Annotated in this window: 20 protein-coding genes; 13 read left to right on the top strand and 7 right to left on the bottom strand. The window is 46.9% G+C overall.

The window, feature by feature from the left end:
- Nucleotides 1-91: 91 nt before the first annotated feature.
- Nucleotides 92-505 carry an EthD family reductase gene (locus GO620_RS12375; protein WP_198173581.1) on the bottom strand — a complete coding sequence of 138 codons (414 nt, stop codon included), beginning with the start codon at nt 503-505 and terminating at the stop codon, nt 92-94.
- A 63-nt stretch (nt 506-568) separates the two neighbouring features.
- On the opposite strand from GO620_RS12375, the gene GO620_RS12370 reads away from it, so the two are divergent.
- From GO620_RS12370 to GO620_RS12355, 4 genes are all read left to right on the top strand, one after another.
- Complete coding sequence (locus tag GO620_RS12370) at nt 569-859, top strand: hypothetical protein (protein ID WP_157525667.1); 291 nt, start codon at nt 569-571, stop codon at nt 857-859.
- Nucleotides 860-936: 77 nt separating this feature from the next.
- Entirely contained in the window at nt 937-1,701 is a 765-nt protein-coding gene (map, locus tag GO620_RS12365) for a type I methionyl aminopeptidase (RefSeq protein ID WP_157525666.1), read from the top strand.
- Nucleotides 1,702-1,707: 6 nt separating this feature from the next.
- The gene (locus tag GO620_RS12360; protein WP_157525665.1) at nt 1,708-2,523 is read left to right on the top strand and encodes a helix-turn-helix domain-containing protein; all 816 of its coding nucleotides are present in this window, start codon (nt 1,708-1,710) and stop codon (nt 2,521-2,523) included.
- A 41-nt stretch (nt 2,524-2,564) separates the two neighbouring features.
- Nucleotides 2,565-4,100, top strand: coding sequence for an FAD-dependent monooxygenase (locus GO620_RS12355; protein ID WP_157525664.1), 1,536 nt, complete (start codon nt 2,565-2,567; stop codon nt 4,098-4,100).
- Here GO620_RS12355 and GO620_RS12350 read toward each other — a convergent pair whose 3' ends face one another.
- A complete protein-coding gene (locus GO620_RS12350) occupies nt 4,101-4,652 on the bottom strand; it encodes a dihydrofolate reductase family protein (protein ID WP_198173580.1) in 552 nt (183 codons plus the stop codon).
- 83 nt (nt 4,653-4,735) lie between these two features.
- Between GO620_RS12350 and GO620_RS12345 the strand changes: the two genes are divergently transcribed.
- Nucleotides 4,736-5,614 (top strand): NAD(P)H-binding protein, encoded by an 879-nt coding sequence (locus tag GO620_RS12345; protein ID WP_157525663.1) that lies wholly within the window; start codon nt 4,736-4,738, stop codon nt 5,612-5,614.
- A gap of 193 nt (nt 5,615-5,807) precedes the next feature.
- Nucleotides 5,808-8,102: a catalase/peroxidase HPI gene (katG, locus tag GO620_RS12340; RefSeq protein WP_157525662.1), complete on the top strand. Its 2,295-nt coding sequence runs from the start codon at nt 5,808-5,810 to the stop codon at nt 8,100-8,102.
- A gap of 81 nt (nt 8,103-8,183) precedes the next feature.
- On the opposite strand, the gene GO620_RS12335 is transcribed toward katG, so the two are convergent.
- Both GO620_RS12335 and GO620_RS12330 read right to left on the bottom strand, forming a co-directional pair.
- Complete coding sequence (locus GO620_RS12335) at nt 8,184-8,723, bottom strand: DUF4199 domain-containing protein (RefSeq protein WP_157525661.1); 540 nt, start codon at nt 8,721-8,723, stop codon at nt 8,184-8,186.
- A gap of 99 nt (nt 8,724-8,822) precedes the next feature.
- Nucleotides 8,823-9,305: a response regulator transcription factor gene (locus GO620_RS12330; RefSeq protein WP_157525660.1), complete on the bottom strand. Its 483-nt coding sequence runs from the start codon at nt 9,303-9,305 to the stop codon at nt 8,823-8,825.
- 80 nt (nt 9,306-9,385) lie between these two features.
- On the opposite strand from GO620_RS12330, the gene GO620_RS12325 reads away from it, so the two are divergent.
- Nucleotides 9,386-10,513: a lactonase family protein gene (locus GO620_RS12325; protein ID WP_157525659.1), complete on the top strand. Its 1,128-nt coding sequence runs from the start codon at nt 9,386-9,388 to the stop codon at nt 10,511-10,513.
- A 135-nt stretch (nt 10,514-10,648) separates the two neighbouring features.
- Here the strand turns inward: GO620_RS12325 and GO620_RS12320 are convergent, their stop codons facing one another.
- A complete protein-coding gene (locus GO620_RS12320; protein WP_157525658.1) occupies nt 10,649-11,119 on the bottom strand; it encodes a hypothetical protein in 471 nt (156 codons plus the stop codon).
- Between the two features lie 57 nt (nt 11,120-11,176).
- Entirely contained in the window at nt 11,177-12,337 is a 1,161-nt protein-coding gene (bshA, locus tag GO620_RS12315) for an N-acetyl-alpha-D-glucosaminyl L-malate synthase BshA (RefSeq protein WP_157525657.1), read from the bottom strand.
- Nucleotides 12,338-12,476: 139 nt separating this feature from the next.
- Between bshA and GO620_RS12310 the strand changes: the two genes are divergently transcribed.
- The 6 genes from GO620_RS12310 (at nt 12,477) to GO620_RS17335 (ending at nt 16,606) form a co-directional block, all read left to right on the top strand.
- The gene (locus GO620_RS12310; RefSeq protein ID WP_157525656.1) at nt 12,477-13,034 is read left to right on the top strand and encodes a thiamine pyrophosphokinase; all 558 of its coding nucleotides are present in this window, start codon (nt 12,477-12,479) and stop codon (nt 13,032-13,034) included.
- A gap of 54 nt (nt 13,035-13,088) precedes the next feature.
- Entirely contained in the window at nt 13,089-13,931 is an 843-nt protein-coding gene (locus GO620_RS12305; RefSeq protein ID WP_157525655.1) for a glycoside hydrolase family 16 protein, read from the top strand.
- 111 nt (nt 13,932-14,042) lie between these two features.
- Complete coding sequence (locus tag GO620_RS12300; protein WP_198173579.1) at nt 14,043-15,203, top strand: DUF6515 family protein; 1,161 nt, start codon at nt 14,043-14,045, stop codon at nt 15,201-15,203.
- A 126-nt stretch (nt 15,204-15,329) separates the two neighbouring features.
- Nucleotides 15,330-15,677, top strand: a complete 348-nt coding sequence (locus GO620_RS12295) for a four-helix bundle copper-binding protein (protein WP_157525654.1) — start codon at nt 15,330-15,332, stop codon at nt 15,675-15,677.
- A 2-nt stretch (nt 15,678-15,679) separates the two neighbouring features.
- Nucleotides 15,680-16,291 carry a flavodoxin family protein gene (locus tag GO620_RS12290; protein ID WP_157525653.1) on the top strand — a complete coding sequence of 204 codons (612 nt, stop codon included), beginning with the start codon at nt 15,680-15,682 and terminating at the stop codon, nt 16,289-16,291.
- Between the two features lie 180 nt (nt 16,292-16,471).
- Complete coding sequence (locus GO620_RS17335) at nt 16,472-16,606, top strand: hypothetical protein (protein WP_262895008.1); 135 nt, start codon at nt 16,472-16,474, stop codon at nt 16,604-16,606.
- A gap of 130 nt (nt 16,607-16,736) precedes the next feature.
- Here GO620_RS17335 and GO620_RS12285 read toward each other — a convergent pair whose 3' ends face one another.
- The gene (locus GO620_RS12285) at nt 16,737-16,949 is read right to left on the bottom strand and encodes a hypothetical protein (RefSeq protein ID WP_157525652.1); all 213 of its coding nucleotides are present in this window, start codon (nt 16,947-16,949) and stop codon (nt 16,737-16,739) included.
- Nucleotides 16,950-17,103: the final 154 nt, after the last annotated feature.

The following is a 17,103-nucleotide window of genomic DNA, read 5'->3' as shown; positions in this document are numbered from 1 at the left end:
TGGGTCTTTTAAAGTATGGTCAAAAATAGCGAGTCGAGGCATTCACAGACTGGCCTTTAACGACAAACATAAGGGTGGATACAGACATTTTTTACTCCACCACTTCGCTTATTTGAATGATCGGTGTAATGTTGGTATAGTTCGGCACATCGGCCCTGATCTTTGTCGCGTAAGTTTTCATTCCATCCTGAAAAGCTGCTGCCGAATCGAAATATAAATAACCGATAGCTAAAAAGGGGAGCGGTGTGCCGGGAGAACCCGCGGTAAGGCCTTTGTCTATAGCAGTCGCCTTTAAGGCACTGCCAAATAAACTTCTAAGCATAGGAAAATGCTTTTGGGTGTAGTACTCCATATCAAACTTTTTGCCTTCGCCATTGGGGTAAAGGATAGTTACTTTAATTGTACCTTTTTTTATTGAGGGCGGCAAAGATGATTGTGCTTTCGCGCTGACGACTGCCAGCAAGAACATAATGCCTGCAAGCAGGGTAAGTGAATTTTTTTTCATGATAATCGAGGTTTAAATAATTGATCTATAAATTTGGTAATTGTATGGCCAATATCAAAATGAATGAAATCTATCGCCGACTTTAAAGCATCATTAACACAATTACAACCCAACGACTCGTTGGCGGTGCAGCTTAAAAGTCTGTGGTATGATGGTGTTGGCGACTGGCAGCAAGCACATAATTTGATAGATCACCTTACCGACCGCGACTCTGCCTGGGTACACGCTTACCTGCACCGCAAAGAAGGGGATATTTGGAATGCGGATTATTGGTATAACCGTGCACATCAAACCAGGCCTTCCGTAACGCTCGACGAAGAGTGGGAGGCATTAGTCGATCATTTTCTTAAATAGTTGAATACGTTAACCATCACGGGCTAAAGACAGTCGATAACACGTAAATAGTTATCTTCGTTTACATATTTACCGTTATGTCTATATCTACAGAAGCAGAGAAAGCAGGTATCCAGCAAGCAAGCGACGCCGTTGCTATCACCTTAAAGAAGATGCGCGAATACGCCAGACCGGGTATGTCTGCTAAGGAGCTTGATGATTTCGGAGGCGCACTACTCGCCGAATTTGGGGCAAAATCTGCTCCAAAACTTACTTATAACTTCCCTGGGTACACTTGTATAAGCGTAAACAATGAAGTGGCGCACGGCATACCATCCGCGGAAAAGATATTTCAGGAAGGTGACCTAATCAATATTGACGTCTCGGCAGAATTGAATGGCTACTGGTCAGATAACGGCGGGTCGTTTGTTTTGGGCGAAGACATCCATGGTTATGGCAAGCTTGTGCAAGCTTCGAAAGATATACTGAAGAAAGCGATCAGCAATATTAAAGGCGGTGTCAAAATATCAGACATCGGCAAGTTGATAGAGACAGAGGCCAGAAGATCTGGCTATACCGTCATTAAAAACCTGACGGGGCACGGTATTGGCCGCGGCTTGCACGAAGAACCACATGAAATTGCCAATTACTGCGACCGTTTTAACACTACCCGTTTTAAAAAGAATTCTGTCGTCGCTATCGAAACCTTTATCGCCACAAAATCAACCATTGCAGAAACGCAGGCCGATGGCTGGACACTAAGCGGTAATAAAGGCGGCTTTGTAGCACAGCACGAGCATACCATAATGGTTACAGCCGACCAGCCCGTGATCTTTACAGCAGAAAACGGCATCTGGGATTGACCGCCAATGCATCAGGAATTTGAACCACCTGCAAAATTACACCACGCCATAAAATGCTTTTGGCACCACACGCGGGATGCAGTTAAGGATGGTGTTGAATTTGAAGTGATGCCCGACGGCTATGCAGAGATCATATTTTATCTCGGTAACGGTTTTGGCGTAACTTATAAAGATGAAGTCAAGCTGCTGTCGTCGCCGTTTTTGGTGGGCCTTCTTAACCAGCCGGTAAATTTCTATTCGCCCGGCGCGTCAACTATAATTGGTGTCCGGTGCTATCCCTGGGCTGTTTTCGGTCTGCTTGGTATTCAGCCAAGCAATTCTCGGGTTGATACATTGCAGCATCCAATTGCAGCCTTGCAAGAGCCTTTATCGCAGATAGTTACAGCGGGCGATATTGCAAGTGCGATAGATCTGGTCCAGCAATTTTTCCTCGGCAACAGTAATTATTTAGATAAGAACAATTCATTGACGAAAGCAGGCAAGGCATTACGAAACGCGATGGGGAGTATTGCTGTAAGTGCGGTGGCCGCAGAGGCGCATGCCACGGTAAGGACTTTGGAACGGGCATTTAAGCAATCGTCCGGGCACACGGTAAAAAATGTTACCGCGTTAATGCGGTTTGAACAGGTGCGCAACCGCTTATGGATAGAACCCAAAACAAATCTGGCGGCGCTGGCGCATGAGTCGGGTTATACAGACCAGTCGCACATGAGCCGCGAGTTTAAAAAGTTTAGCGGCACCACTCCGGCGGCCTTCGCGCGCGAGGCAAGGAGTGGCAAGGTAGTGGTGATTGAGAATTTTGTCGCGTTTGTACAAGACTAAGGGTTAACCATTAGGCACCTTTGTGTGCCAATTTCATCACCATGAATACTACACAACAAAGCAATAAAACTTACGATGTTATCATAGCCGGCGGGGGTCCTGTAGGCCTGTTTTTGGCTTGCGAACTTGCACTGGCCAAATGCACTGTGCTCGTTCTGGAAAAAGCCGAAAATTCATCTTCGCCCTTAAAGGAAATGCCGTTTGGCATGAGGGGGTTATCGGCACCGTCGGTCGAAGCTTTTTACCGCCGCGGTATGCTTAATCAGTTTCAAATACACAAACAAATCGCGTCGCCGCACATGACCACAACAGCACCTGCAAAGAAACCGCAAGGCGGCGGGCACTTCGCGGGTATACCCCTAAACAGCGAGAAGATAGACAACTCACAGTTTACATACCGCCTGCCGGGTTCTACACCCAATGTAATGTTTACCACAATGGCCGAAGTTGAAACTATCCTTACAGTCCGTGCCGGCGAGTTAGGCGTAGAAGTGATGACAGGCGAAGAAATAACAAATTTCAGTCAGACTGACAGAGAGGTAATCGTCAATACCCATAGTTCATCTTTTACTGCCAAATGGTTGGTTGGCTGCGATGGCAGCAGGAGCGCGGTACGAAAGGCGGGCGGGTTTGACTTTGCCGGCACTGAGCCCGAATTTACCGGCTACTCGGCGCGTGTTGATCTGGCCGATGGCGATAAACTGGGTGCAGGCCGTATCACCACTCAAACTGGTATGTACTTGCGCTCGCAGCCCGATTACGTGATCCTTCAGGATTTTGACGGCGGAACATATCATGCTTCCGGCAAACCTGTTACACTTGAACATTTGCAGGAAGTGTTGCGACGGATTTCTGGCACTGATGTAACCATCAATAAGCTGCACGTAGCCACCACCTGGACAGATCGCGCCAGGCAGGCAACTACTTACCAAAACGGCCGCGTTTTGTTAGCTGGGGATGCCGCGCACATCCACTCGCCACTTGGCGGGCAGGGGCTAAACCTTGGCTTAGGCGATGCCATGAACCTTGGGTGGAAACTTGCTGCCGTGCTTAACCGTAATGCACCGGATGGTCTACTGGACACTTACTTTGAAGAGCGTTATCCTGTTGGTGCGCGGGTATTGGACTGGTCGCGGGCACAGGTTGAAGTGATGAAACCAACACCGCAAAGTATGGCGGTTAAGGCTGTTATACAGGATTTAATGAACACCACAGATGGCGCTACATATTTTGCAGGGCGTATCACCGGCGTAAACTTAAGATATGATCTGGGTAATGATGATCCACTGGTTGGTCGGAGTGTGCCAAATTTTCAATTTGGTAATGGTACGACCATTGGCGACAAAATGCACAATGGTAAAGCGATACTCCTTGACTTGAGCGGACAAGATGGAATTAAATCTATTGCAGGTAAGTTCAGCAGAAACTTAAACTACATCACTCAAGATGTGCAGGATAATCTCGGTTTTAACGCAGTGTTAATACGCCCGGACGGAATTGTGGCCTGGGCTGCTAATGGCGAACCCGATTTGGTTGCATTAGAAAAGGCTGCGACGACCTGGTTTGTCCGGGATTGATTATTTCTTTACCTGGTAGTGCAACTCAACCATGCCGCTTTTATGGGCCCGTACATTTTTAAGATGCATTGGGATCTCTTTAGCTACAACGTCGTAAAACGGTAATCCATCACCTAAAATAATTGGCAGGATAGATTGCCTTATTTCGTCTGCTAAACCAAGGCGTAAAAAATCCTTCGCAAGTTTTGCACCACCAACCAGCCATACGTTATTATAGGCAGGTTTAAGTTTTTTTTCTACGAGCCCGGCAAGGTCGCCGCGATAAATTTCAATGTTTGGCCGCTCAATTGGTAGATCGCGGTTTGTTACAACAACTGTTGGTGTATCACCATAAACCCAACCATAGTCCTTAGACAAATTTAGCGCGTGCTCGTAAGTAGCTGCGCCCATTACATAGCAATCAATGGTTTTGAGAAAGTTTACTGCTTCGTCGGCTGTGACATCAGTTCCGTTTTCGTAGTTATCAGCGGTTTCAAACCACGAAATGCTATTATCGTGCTTCGCGATATAACCATCAAGGCTCGATACCATATGAATTGTAAGCGTAAACATAATCAGCGGTTTATGACACTAATTTAGCTATTGTGAGGTGAACATTATAGCGCTGCGCAGGTTTAATATCAAAACCAAATAAAATGAAAATCGTAGTAACAGGCTCATTAGGAAATGTTGGTAAGCCATTGGCAACCGATCTGGCAAACCAAGGCCATGATGTCATTGTGATCAGCAGTAAGGAAGAAAAGCGAAAAGATATTGAACAGATAGGCGCCAAGGCCGCAATCGGTTCCATAGAAGATGTCAATTTTTTGGAATCGGCCTTTGAAGGCGCTAACGCGATTTTCGCTTTGATTCCACCAAACATGTTAGAGGCCGATCCGCGCGCATACTACAAACGCATAGCAAATAATTATGCAAACGCTGTAAGAAAAACGGGCGTAAAACGACTGGTGCAACTGAGTAGTGTTGGTGCCGATCTTGACAGCGGCACAGGGTTTATTTTGGGCTCGCACGATGCGGAAGAAATATTCAATAGTCTTGACGGTGTTTCTGTCACTAATTTGCGCCCCGGATATTTTTATGTGAACTTGTTTGGATTGGCAGACATGGTAAAACATATGGGCTTCATCGCTACAAATTATGGTGGCGATACAAAGTTCCCGATGGTAGACCCGGCTGATATCGCCACTGTAGCCGCCGAAGAATTAAGCAAATCAGGCGGCGAAAAAGTGGTATACATTTCTGGCGAAGACATAACGGCCAACGAGGCAGCTAAGAAATTGGGTGAAGCCATCGGCAAGCCGAATCTGGAATGGAAAAAGATAGACAATGAGCAAATGACCGCGGGATTATCCCAAAGCGGCATGCCCGATGTGGTGATCAAAAATTTTGTAGAAATGGGCCATGCAATTGCGACCGGTGCATTACGCGAGGACTATGACAAACACCAGCCCATTATTGGCAAGGTTAAACTAAAAGACTTCGCGCCAAAATTTGCAGCTGCGGTTAATGGTTAAGCATTTAAAGAACAATTTTAAAGGCCGCTCTAATGGGCGACCTTTTTTATTTATAGCTGAAATGCTGCGCGTTGTCTATATATTCCGCCGGAAACATAGACAAAATTTATACTCCATTTTTTTATTTGATACACATAGCCTTTCGCAACGCTTGCCGTACCTTTAAAGCACCAAACATGTCAAAACATTTATAATGGAAAATAACCAAGATCAAAGCCAATCCGTACATGGTGGCGACATCGCCAAATGCCCGTTTCATAACGGTAGTATGAAAAGTAATACAGGTGGCGGCGGCACACGCAACCGCGACTGGTGGCCTAATCAGCTTAAATTGAATATCCTTCGTCAGCATTCATCACTTACCAACCCGATGGATCCTGATTTTAATTATGCCGAAGCTTTTAAATCGCTGGACCTTGAAGCGGTAAAAGCAGATCTGCACGCGTTGATGACAGATTCGCAAGACTGGTGGCCTGCAGATTTTGGTCACTATGGTGGCTTATTTATCCGCATGGCATGGCACAGCGCAGGCACGTACCGTGTTACTGACGGCCGCGGTGGCGCAGGTGCAGGTATGCAGCGTTTTGCTCCGCTAAATAGCTGGCCCGATAATGTAAGCCTTGATAAAGCGCGCCGTTTGCTTTGGCCTATCAAACAAAAATACGGTAACAAAATATCATGGGCAGATCTGATGATCCTTACAGGTAACATCGCGCTCGAGTCAATGGGTTTCAAAACCTTTGGTTTTGCCGGTGGCCGTGCCGACGTTTGGGAAGCAGATGAATCTGTTTACTGGGGTTCCGAAAATACCTGGCTTGGTGGCGACGAACGCTACGCGCACGGTTCGCCGGGTGTTGTTGAGGGCCATGGTGTATTGGTATCTGATGATGACGCAGATGGCGACGTGCATACCCGTAACCTGGAGAAGCCGCTTGCAGCAGTTCAGATGGGTCTGATTTATGTAAACCCAGAAGGGCCTGATGGTAATCCTGATCCGATCATGTCGGCACGCGATATACGTGACACCTTCGGCCGCATGGCTATGAACGATGAGGAAACCGTTGCGCTAATAGCCGGTGGGCACACTTTTGGTAAAACCCACGGTGCTGCCCCTGCGGATAACGTAGGTAAAGAACCGGAAGCGGTTGACCTGGAAATGCAGGGCTTTGGCTGGAAAAACAGCTATGGCAGTGGTAAAGGTGCAGATACCATTACCAGCGGTCTGGAAGTAACCTGGACACAGACGCCGACACAGTGGAGCAACCACTATTTTGAAAACCTTTTTGGTTTTGAGTGGGAACTGACCAAAAGCCCTGGTGGTGCACACCAATGGGTAGCTAAAGACGCGCCCGAGGTGATCCCTCACGCTTACGACAGCAACAAGAAACTAAAGCCAACCATGCTTACGTCTGACCTTGCATTGAGGTTCGACCCGGCTTATGAAAAGATATCACGCCGTTTCTTAGAAAACCCCGATCAGTTTGCAGACGCGTTCGCTCGTGCCTGGTTTAAATTGACTCACCGCGATATGGGACCTCGCGAATTGTACCTGGGTAACGATATTCCTGCCGAAGTGCTGGCATGGCAGGACCCTATCCCTGCTGTTGACCACCAATTGGTTGATGAGGCCGATGTTGCGTCTTTGAAAGAGCGTATCCTGGCGTCGGGATTAAGTGTGTCTGAATTGGTAAGCACTGCATGGGCATCCGCCGCTTCCTTCCGTGGTTCAGACAAACGTGGTGGTGCAAACGGTGCACGTATTAGGTTAGCGCCGATGCGTTACTGGCAGGTAAATAACCCCACACAGTTGCAAAAAGTGCTGAACGTATTGGAGCAAATTCAAAAAGACTTCAGCGTCAGTGGTAAAAAGGTTTCCCTTGCCGACCTGATCGTTCTGGCAGGTAACGCCGGTGTAGAAAAGGCTGCTGCAGCTGCAGGCCACAATGTAACCGTGCCATTCACCGCAGGCCGTATGGATGCCAGTCAGGAACAAACAGACGTAGAATCTTTCAGCCATATGGAGCCTGTTGCAGATGGTTTCCGTAACTATCGCAAGGGCCGCAACGCAGCCTCGACCGAAGAATTGCTGATTGACAGGGCCCAGTTGTTAACCCTTACTGCGCCTGAGCTTACAGTACTGCTTGGCGGGTTGCGTTCTATCAACATCAACTTTGATGGGTCTAAAAATGGTGTGTTCACACATAACGAAGGCCAGTTAAGCAACGATTTCTTTGTGAATTTGTTGGATATGGGCACCGAGTGGAAAGCCGCAGGCCAGGACCGTGAATTATACAATGGCACCGACCGCAAGACCGGCGAAGTGAAATGGACAGGCACACGTGCAGATCTGGTCTTCGGTTCAAACTCAGAACTGCGTGCCATTGCCGAGGTTTACGCCTCAGCCGATGCAAAAGAAAAGTTTGTGAAAGACTTTGTTGCAGCGTGGACTAAAGTCACAAACCTCGATAGGTTCGACTTAAAGAAATAAGTTATAGTATTACAGAACTTTTAGAATTGAAGGCGCCTCTTATTGGGGCGCCTTTTTTTGATCGGCAACTTAACGAATTTCTTAAGCGATTGCTGCGTTATCGCCAGCTGGTTTCTTTTTTAGCACTAAAGCCGCTATCAGAGCGATGAGCAACCCCACCGGTAATACCTCAATGTAGGTAAGAATAATTACGCCAAATGGCGACTTGTACATTTCAATGTAGTTTGCCATGTCTGCTTTCTGCTTCGCGATCTCTGCTGGAGATGCACCACGCGCTTTCATTTGTGAAAGGGTGTGGGCAACATATTTGTCCATAAAATCCGGCATGAAGCCGTAAAAGTCTACCAGCCATGCACCCACGTACACAGTAGAACCAATTAAAGCGATGTAAAGCCCAACCAGAAAAGCTTTGCCAAAGGTAATTGTCCCATTGTTGTATTTCTCTCGATAGTTGCGCACGCCTACAAAAATAAATGCGAAGGCTACGATCATGGAGCCGTAGCCCAGCCATAAACTACCTTCGTAATTTGGATTATTATAGCATGCTGTGTACAGGAAGGTCATCCAAAGGATGAAAACGAAGCCGGCAATGCCGCCGAAAGTAAGGACGTTCTTTAACATGATGTTTAAGTTTTATGTTTATTGATGCAGCAAAAATGCCTCATCCAGTAAATTTGACGGTCATACTTTTGGGTGATTTTCAAAAATTAACCCAAAAGACTACCCAATAATACCGATCCGCTTGGCCGTTTCAACAGCTTGCGTGCGCCGCTTTACTTCTAATTTGTCGAAAACGTTTGACGAGTGCGTCTTGACTGTATTCAGAGAAACAAATAGTCGCCCGGCTATCTCCTGGTTACTTAATCCTTCCGCCATCAGCGTTAAAACCTCTAATTCCCGTTTGCTGATATTTAGACTCTCTATCTCTCGTTGATCGGGCTTAAATTTATTTTCCCTTTCAAGGTATACAGCTTTTTCTACTACTACGGTTTGCATTTTGGGCCTTGCCAGTTTCAGCGCCAGCCAAACACCCAATGCGGTGAAAATGACAGCTAAGGCGCCGCTGTAAAGTTCTTCGGCGTGGTCGATTACCACAAATTTAAACTCAAGCCATTTAAGCAATACTAAAAGTATAGCCAAAGATAAACCGTAGATAATGGCAGGTTTATTTTTTATGACCGATGATACTGGCGCCCAATGCATAATTGATGTTCTAAAATAAAAGATTTTTAACAACCGACACTTAATGATTAATCCTATTTTGCATTTCCAATTATCAGCAGATGAAAAAGATATTATTTATAGCGGCTTTGCTCGCCCCATTTATAACGGTAGCGCAAAAAAAGACCCCAAAATCTTACGACCTTATAGTAGGCAGTTATACAAAGGGAACAGCCCAGGGCATTTCTGTTTACAGATTTTATACAGAGTCTGGCAGACTGGCGTATCTGAGCCAGGTACCAACCAGCAACCCCTCATATCTATGTGTAAGCGCCAATAATAAATTCGTTTACGCTGTTAATGAGGACGGTAAAGATGGCGGGGTAACCTCTTTCAGCTTCGAGCCGAAAAACGGTATTCTCACACAGATCAACAAGCAGCCCTCTCAAGGTGCCGATCCTTGTTATATTTCGGTAGATAAAGATATGCGCCACGCTTTTGTTGCCAACTATTCAAGCGGTAATTTAACAGTACTGCCTATTAACAAAGATGGTTCATTGGGTGCCGTTGTTCAAAACTTACAGGACGCAGGCACAGGTCCTAAAACCGACCGCCAGGAAGGCCCGCATGTACACACCGCGTTCCTATCCCCCGATGAAAAATATTTGCTGTATTCTGATCTGGGTACCGACAAGATAAATCATACCCGCCACCGTTCTCCAGAAGCACAACCGTTAACGCCGCTTCCCGAAGACCTCACTACACTAGCACCCGGCAGCGGCCCGCGCCACCTGGACTTTACGCCCGACCATAAATATGTGTATGTAATAGCCGAATTAAGTGCTTCTGTGACTGCATATGAATATCATGGCGGCAAAATGAAACAGATACAAAACATTACTATGCTTCCGGCTGGTTTCAATGGAACTTCGGGCGCTGCTGATATCCATGTTTCTGCTGACGGTAAATTTGTGTACGCGTCTAACCGCGGCACTGCAAATGACATAGTGGTTTACGCCATTGACCCGAACAGCGGCAAATTGACCTATGTTGATCGTGCTTACGTTATGGGAACAGGCCCGCGTAACTTTGTGATAGACCCAACCGGCAGGTTCCTGTTAGTAGCCAACCAGACCAGCGACAACATAGTTGTTTTCAAACGCGACGTTAACACCGGCCGTATTAGCAATACAGGCATACAAACCAAAGTGGGTAACCCGGTCTGCTTGAAGTTCGCTCCGGTGGAGTAAGCAGCGTTTGATATCCTGCTTTTGAGATCCCGAATCAAGTTTGGGATGACTCTTTGATAAACAAACAAAGCCCGCTCAATAAGCGGGCTTTGTTTAAAGCTCCTCTCTTTCGGAGAGGGGTTTGGGGTGAGGCCCTTACTTTCTTACAAAATTATAGACCACAAAGCCCGTGCTATTGCCAATAGATACCGGCGTTTTCAAAATAAATGAAGAAGCATTATTGGCGCTGATCACCAGCTGGTAACCCGCGGTTACGTTTTTAGCTTTATCGCCCTGGTAGATCTTTTTAAATTGAAAAGTTTGGTTATCATCGTTGAGCGACCAATAAATGGTTTGTGACGCACCGCTGTTAAGCGTATAAATACCGTTACCACTATTGGTTAGCTGCCAGGTACTGCCTACAAAATCTTGCGGAGGCGCCTGGTCAAATACACTTGACACCGATCCTTGCACCAAGCCCTCGTAAGTAACATTGGTCACCGTAAAAGTGCCTACAAAATGGTTACGGGTGCTGCCGCCATTGACAACGGTTTTGGTTGGACCGCAAGCGGTAAAAGCGAGTGTAACGGCTAATAATAAAAGCGCTATTTGAAATGTTTTTTTCATGTCGGTATGATATTTAATACCAACTATACATAAATAGCGACAAAGGGTTTTTACAAATTAGCTATTGCCGGTCGCGGTTGCCTCCAGGGGCTTCAGGTTTTCTATCACCTCGCGATACATTTCTTCGTACTGCGGTAATATATTCGATAGTTCAAATGTGCGGGCATGGGCCAGCGCATTATCTTTGAATTCCTGCAAGCGCGACTCGTCTTCTAAAATATAGATGGCTTTCTCTGCCATGGCGTCAACATCGCCAACATCACATAAAAAGCCTGTTTGCCCGTCTACGTTTAGCTCGGGTAAACCGCCGGTGTTGGTGCTGATCACCGGTACTTTGCAGGCCATGGCTTCAAGCGCGGCTAAACCAAAACTTTCTGACTGTGACGGCATCAGGAAAAGGTCTGAAACTGAGAGGATCTCTTCTACAGCGTCTTGCTTTCCCAGGAAACGCACATTTTGGCTAACGCCCAAATCGCGCGCCAGTTGTTCGCATTTAGGCCTGTCTTGCCCGTCGCCAACCATAAGTAACTTAGAAGGTATCTTGGCATTCACCTGCGCGAATATGCTCACCACATCCTGTGCGCGTTTTACCTTGCGGAAGTTTGAGGTATGCACCAATATCTTTTCGCCTTCGGGAGCAATGGCCTTTTTAAAGTGGTCTTTCGGTTTCAGGCTAAAGCGGCTGAGGTCTATAAAGTTGGTGATCACCTTAATGTCTTTCTTTATATCGAAAAAGCGGTAGGTGTCCTGCTTTAAATGTTCAGAAACGGCGGTAACGCCATCGCTTTTATTGATAGAAAATTCTACCACGGGCTGATAAGTGCGGTCATTGCCTACCAAGGTAATATCGGTACCGTGTAAGGTAGTTACCACCGGGATGCTGATGCCATAAGTTGCCAATATCTGCTTGGCCATAAACGCAGCCGAAGCATGCGGGATAGCATAGTGTACATGCAATACATCCAGTTTTTCGAAACGGGTAACATCTACCAGACGGCTGGCCAAAGCCAGTTCATAAGGCGGGAAATCAAACAGCGGGTATTTACTAACAGCGACTTCGTGGTAAAAAAGATTTTCAGAAAACAGGTCAAGCCTGGCGGGCTGGTTATAGGTAACAAAGTGTACCTGGTGGCCGCGGTCTGCAAGGGCCTTACCCAGTTCGGTAGCCACAACGCCGCTGCCGCCAAACGTTGGATAACATACAATACCTATTTTCATTAAGATGTTATTAATTGTGATTAGCTTACACCTGCGCGCAGGTATCAGTTAATGCCGCAAGTTTAACAGCAATAAATGGCAAATGTGTTAAGCTGGTGTAAAGTTATCTTTGCCTACAAAACGGTTACAAAAAGTTAAAATGTCATCGCATCACATCGTTCGGGAAAAGCAGGAGCCAGCCTTGCTGGTTTTAGGCCTCGATGGTTTTTCTATGGAAAACCTTGGGCAGCTTCTGGAGTGGAGCCCGACTGTTATCGCGACAGCAGATACCTTTGACCAACTCATCAGCCAAGAGATAAAGGTTGATTGGCTTATCGGTGACGCAACCGCAAACATGCAGGATAATATTGAAACCATCGTTGCTTCAGATCCGCTTTCATTAGCCTTGAATGAGTTAATTAGCCGGGAATATGGCGCGGTTAATATTGTAGGCGATGTAGTAGTTGACGAGTTGAAGGATTTTATCAGCCAAATTAATATCGTTATCTACTCTGCTAACCAAAAGATATACCCTGTGCGATCAGGTTTTCAAAAATGGCTGCCTGCCGGCGAAAGCATCTGCATCATAGGAAAAGCAGAAGGGCTGTCCGTACGCGGACTGGTGCCTGTACATGACGGACATTACCGGACAGAAGCTGATGGAATGGTGACTATCAGATTTACAGGCGACTACCTATTCATTTCGGAATTGATCTAAGTAACTTTTTACCTTTCAAAACGTTAAGTTTGATATTCAATAAATCGTCCCTTTATGCTAAATGCCAGGTTGTTTTTTGTAGCGATGCCTTTTGTGGCGCTGCTTTCTTGTTCGGGAAAGGGTGACAATGTTTCGCCGGCAATTACTGAGCCACCTGTTACTAAAGAATACACATTTGAAAACACCCCATACTGGGCTGATGAATTTAACGGCACAGGCATAGACGCTACCAAATGGGGTTACGATACCGGCGCGGGCGGCTGGGGTAACCACGAACTGGAATATTACACCAACGGTGCAAACTCTTCTATTGTGAATGGCAACCTGGTGATCACTGCCAGCAAGCAAAGTTACCAGGGCGCAGGCTACACATCGGCAAGGATGGTTTCTAAAGGAGATGGTAACTTTTTGTACGGGCGGATAGAAGTGCGTGCTAAAATTCCGGGTGGTAAAGGCACATGGCCTGCCATTTGGATGCTGCCTACAGATAATGCCTACGGCGACTGGCCAAAATCCGGCGAGATAGACATTATGGAACACGTAGGCCAGGACCCTAACAATATTTACGTGACCGTGCATACCGGTGCTTATAATCACTCCATCAATACACAAAAAGGAATAACGTATACCACCAACACTGCTACTTCCGACTACCACATTTACCGGTTAGACTGGACCCCGGCAGGCATAAATGAATACATAGACGGCCAGCTGCAGTTCACTTTTAAGAACGAAGGAACGGGCTTTATGGCATGGCCTTTTGACAAGCGCTTTCATATGATGCTTAACATTGCCGTAGGCGGCGATTGGGGCGGTGCGCAAGGCGTTGACGATACGTCTTTCCCGGCAATTATGCAGGTAGATTATGTGCGTTACTATCGGGTCAATAACCTGTAGTGTCAGCTCATTGTACTGTAATTAAATTATTTAATTAGCATTAAACTTTTGGTATCATTTATGGTCTTATTACAGTAAGCAGCACTAACAGCTGACTATTGTAAACAGATTATGAAACGCATATATCAATTATTTTCATTTGTAGCTGTAGCAGGTTTGTTAACCTTTACAGTAAACACTGCCGATGCCCAGAGAGGCGGTCGTGGTGGTGGCGGCGGCGGATTTAGCGGCGGCGGTGGTGGTTTCCACGGCGGCGGTGGGGGCGGTGGCTTCCATGGCGGTGGTGGCGGCAGCTTCGGCGGCGGCAACCGTGGCAGTTTTGGCGGAGGTGGTTTTAACCGCGGAGGCCAGTCTTTCGGCGGTGGCGGCTTTAACCGTGGCGGTGGCCAGGTAGCCCAGACACCAAGAGGTAATCAATCATTCGGAGGGTTCAACCGTGGTGGTGGCCAGGTAGGCCAGGCACCAAGGGGTAACCAGGCTTTTGGCGGCGGCTTTAACCGTGGCGGTTTTCAAGGCGCGCCAAACCGTGGCAGCTTTGCATACGGTAACCGTGGTGGTGTAAGGGGCGGTTTCGCTTACGGTGCACCCGGCGCAAGAGGTGGTTTTGCTTATCGTGGTAACACTTACTACCGCGGTGGCGTAGGTTACAGAGGTGGTTTTGGCGGTCCGTTCCGTGGTGGCTTATACTACCACAGCGGGTTTTACCGCAGCCTGTACGCACCACGCATCGGTTTCAGGTTAAACATATTGCCTTACGGCTACTACCCGTTCTATTACGGCCCAGACCAGTTCTTTTACAGCGGTGGTTATTTTTACCAATACAATAACAACGAGTACACTGTAGTTGAGCCACCATTGGGTGCAGAGGTTAACTCTTTACCATCAAACGCGCAGGCCATTAACATAGACGGCCAGCAATATTATGAGGCTAACGGTGTGTATTATCTGCCGGTTACCCGCGACGATGGCAGCACTGCTTACCAGGTTGTTGGTAAAGACGGCCAACTGAGCACAGGTGCAGGCCAGTACCAGCAAGGCGATTATCAGGGCGACCAGCAAGCTTATCCTCAGGATAACACCTACGCTCCGCAAAACAGCAATGATATGCTGCAACCGGGCGAAGTAGTGCAAGCATTACCGCCGGATACCCGCAAGGTGAAGATAGAAGGCGAGACTTACCATGTTGACCAGGCCGGTATATACTACCACGAAGAACGCGATCAAAGCGGCCGTAAGGTATACCGGGTTACAGAAATTGACCAGCAGAACTAACAAGTAAGTAATAGTGTATAAAGGCGGTGAGCAAAATGCTTGCCGCCTTTTATATTTAACCAAAGCTGTTGTAATAAACATAAAACATGTTGTACCGGGCAATGTTGCTTAAAGAAACTAATTGTCATGTCATTACAACACAACCACCAGCAACTGATAGAAAAATTATTCGCCTGCGTATTGGCATGCGAACATTGCGCAACCGCCTGCCTGGGCGAAGAAAATGTAGCCGATATGGCTGCTTGTATTAAGCTCGACCGCGACTGTGCCGATATTTGTGCACAAGCCGCCCGTTTACTCCAGCGCGATTCTGTAATAGGGCATCAATACCTGGTGCTTTGCGAAGAGATCTGCCGCCTGTGTGCCGACGAATGCGGTAAACATGAGCACCAGCATTGCAAAGATTGCGCTGCCGCTTGTACCACTTGTGCGGAGGCATGCCATGCCCATCATACCGCCATTACACAGGATTAATTATGCGGGCTGTAGTCCTAAACTGTACGCTTAAACCATCGCCGCAGCCCTCTAATACAGAGGCATTGGCGAACGAGGTGATCAAAGCGCTGAACGACCTTAAGGTAGAAACTACGCTGATCCGCTGTGCCGACCACAACATCATGACGGGAGCCAAGTCTGATATGGGCGAGGGCGACGCATGGCCTGCGATATTAAAGCAAATACTGGGTGCCGAAATACTGATCATGGCCAGCCCGACATGGGTAGGGCAGATGAGCAGCGTTGCGGCCCGTGTACTGGAGCGCATGAACGGCTTGTACCCGGTAAAGAACGAGGAGACAGGTATGCCTGTTACCTACAACAAAGTTGCGGGCTTTGTGGTTACCGGCGAAGAAGACGGCGCCCGCCACGTGGTAACAGAAATTGCCGGCGGATTAATGGACGTGGGCTTTACCATTGCGCCGCAAAGTTACACCTACTGGAACAATGGCCCCGGCCCGGGTAAGGCCTATCTAAAATCCGACTTCCGGAAGGAATGGTCTAAAGAAGTAGCCGTGATGGTTGCACAGAACGTGGTGGCTGTAGCTTCCGCACTGCAAAAGAACCCTATACAGTACAAAACCCAATCCTGACGCATTTGTCATAAATATGTAGTTTTGCAGTCAGCCGGATTGACGATGTGTATTTTTAACCATACAAAAATTGACTGCGAAGTATTACCAAGGCCCAATTTTCACGTGTTGGAGCAATTAGGCGAAGAGTGGCACAGTTATCGTAATTATAGTAACATAACTAACTAAAAATCTAAGACTATGAAAACTATAAACGCTACACAAATCCTGGTAAAATCAGTAGACATTGAACTAAAGAAACTGCTGCTTGCAGATTTGAAAAACTTTAAAGCACAAAGCAAAGGCATCAGCCAAGGCACGCAAAAAGCAGCCTAACAACATATATCCTACCAATGAAAACAGAAAAGCTCTCCGGTTTGCGGGGAGCTTTTTTTGTTTGGGGGGTCCATCCGCTTAGGTGTTCCCTTATCTTGGTAGACAATCCGGAAAGCAAATTCGTTAGTAGTTAAACGTCGCTGTCAGCGGCCTTTTTAACCAGATGGCCGGTGTTTAATGCTGCCAGTAGATCTTTTTGGTTTTGTTTTATCTCGTTTAGGTGTTTTGTTTGCGCTCTCAGATTATCTACGATTGTAGGTATCATAAATACTGCACGCATAATAGCAACTGTGAAGAGCACTCCGAGAACAATAAAGATTAAGTAAACAATTAGGTATTCCATGATATAAGTGTTGTTTGCTAAACCTAAATTATTTTCAAGAAGAAGACAACCGTTAAAACACCCATTTTGTCCGTCAGCTTAGGCGTCCTTCTATGTTGATGGATAATGCGGATAGCTAATTTCCCAACAACCCAAAGATACCTTACGCGGGTGC

The sequence above is a fragment of the Mucilaginibacter ginkgonis genome, assembly GCF_009754905.2.
GTDB lineage: Bacteria > Bacteroidota > Bacteroidia > Sphingobacteriales > Sphingobacteriaceae > Mucilaginibacter > Mucilaginibacter ginkgonis.
This window is presented reverse-complemented; position numbering and strand designations above follow the sequence as displayed.

Excerpts from the sequence above, each read along its gene's own strand:
- GO620_RS12295 (WP_157525654.1), top strand. The coding sequence starts at position 15,330 with ATGTCATTACAACACAACCACCAGCAACTGATAGAAAAATTATTCGCC.
- GO620_RS12325 (WP_157525659.1), top strand. The coding sequence starts at position 9,386 with ATGAAAAAGATATTATTTATAGCGGCTTTGCTCGCCCCATTTATAACG.
- GO620_RS12320 (WP_157525658.1), bottom strand. The coding sequence starts at position 11,119 with ATGAAAAAAACATTTCAAATAGCGCTTTTATTATTAGCCGTTACACTC.
- GO620_RS12345 (WP_157525663.1), top strand. The coding sequence starts at position 4,736 with ATGAAAATCGTAGTAACAGGCTCATTAGGAAATGTTGGTAAGCCATTG.
- GO620_RS12355 (WP_157525664.1), top strand. The coding sequence starts at position 2,565 with ATGAATACTACACAACAAAGCAATAAAACTTACGATGTTATCATAGCC.
- GO620_RS12375 (WP_198173581.1), bottom strand. The coding sequence starts at position 505 with ATGAAAAAAAATTCACTTACCCTGCTTGCAGGCATTATGTTCTTGCTG.
- GO620_RS12330 (WP_157525660.1), bottom strand. The coding sequence starts at position 9,305 with ATGCATTGGGCGCCAGTATCATCGGTCATAAAAAATAAACCTGCCATT.
- GO620_RS12285 (WP_157525652.1), bottom strand. The coding sequence starts at position 16,949 with ATGGAATACCTAATTGTTTACTTAATCTTTATTGTTCTCGGAGTGCTC.
- GO620_RS12350 (WP_198173580.1), bottom strand. The coding sequence starts at position 4,652 with ATGTTTACGCTTACAATTCATATGGTATCGAGCCTTGATGGTTATATC.
- GO620_RS12305 (WP_157525655.1), top strand. The coding sequence starts at position 13,089 with ATGCTAAATGCCAGGTTGTTTTTTGTAGCGATGCCTTTTGTGGCGCTG.
- map (WP_157525666.1), top strand. The coding sequence starts at position 937 with ATGTCTATATCTACAGAAGCAGAGAAAGCAGGTATCCAGCAAGCAAGC.
- GO620_RS12310 (WP_157525656.1), top strand. The coding sequence starts at position 12,477 with ATGTCATCGCATCACATCGTTCGGGAAAAGCAGGAGCCAGCCTTGCTG.
- GO620_RS12360 (WP_157525665.1), top strand. The coding sequence starts at position 1,708 with ATGCATCAGGAATTTGAACCACCTGCAAAATTACACCACGCCATAAAA.
- GO620_RS17335 (WP_262895008.1), top strand. The coding sequence starts at position 16,472 with ATGAAAACTATAAACGCTACACAAATCCTGGTAAAATCAGTAGACATT.
- katG (WP_157525662.1), top strand. The coding sequence starts at position 5,808 with ATGGAAAATAACCAAGATCAAAGCCAATCCGTACATGGTGGCGACATC.
- GO620_RS12290 (WP_157525653.1), top strand. The coding sequence starts at position 15,680 with ATGCGGGCTGTAGTCCTAAACTGTACGCTTAAACCATCGCCGCAGCCC.
- GO620_RS12335 (WP_157525661.1), bottom strand. The coding sequence starts at position 8,723 with ATGTTAAAGAACGTCCTTACTTTCGGCGGCATTGCCGGCTTCGTTTTC.
- GO620_RS12300 (WP_198173579.1), top strand. The coding sequence starts at position 14,043 with ATGAAACGCATATATCAATTATTTTCATTTGTAGCTGTAGCAGGTTTG.
- GO620_RS12370 (WP_157525667.1), top strand. The coding sequence starts at position 569 with ATGAAATCTATCGCCGACTTTAAAGCATCATTAACACAATTACAACCC.
- bshA (WP_157525657.1), bottom strand. The coding sequence starts at position 12,337 with ATGAAAATAGGTATTGTATGTTATCCAACGTTTGGCGGCAGCGGCGTT.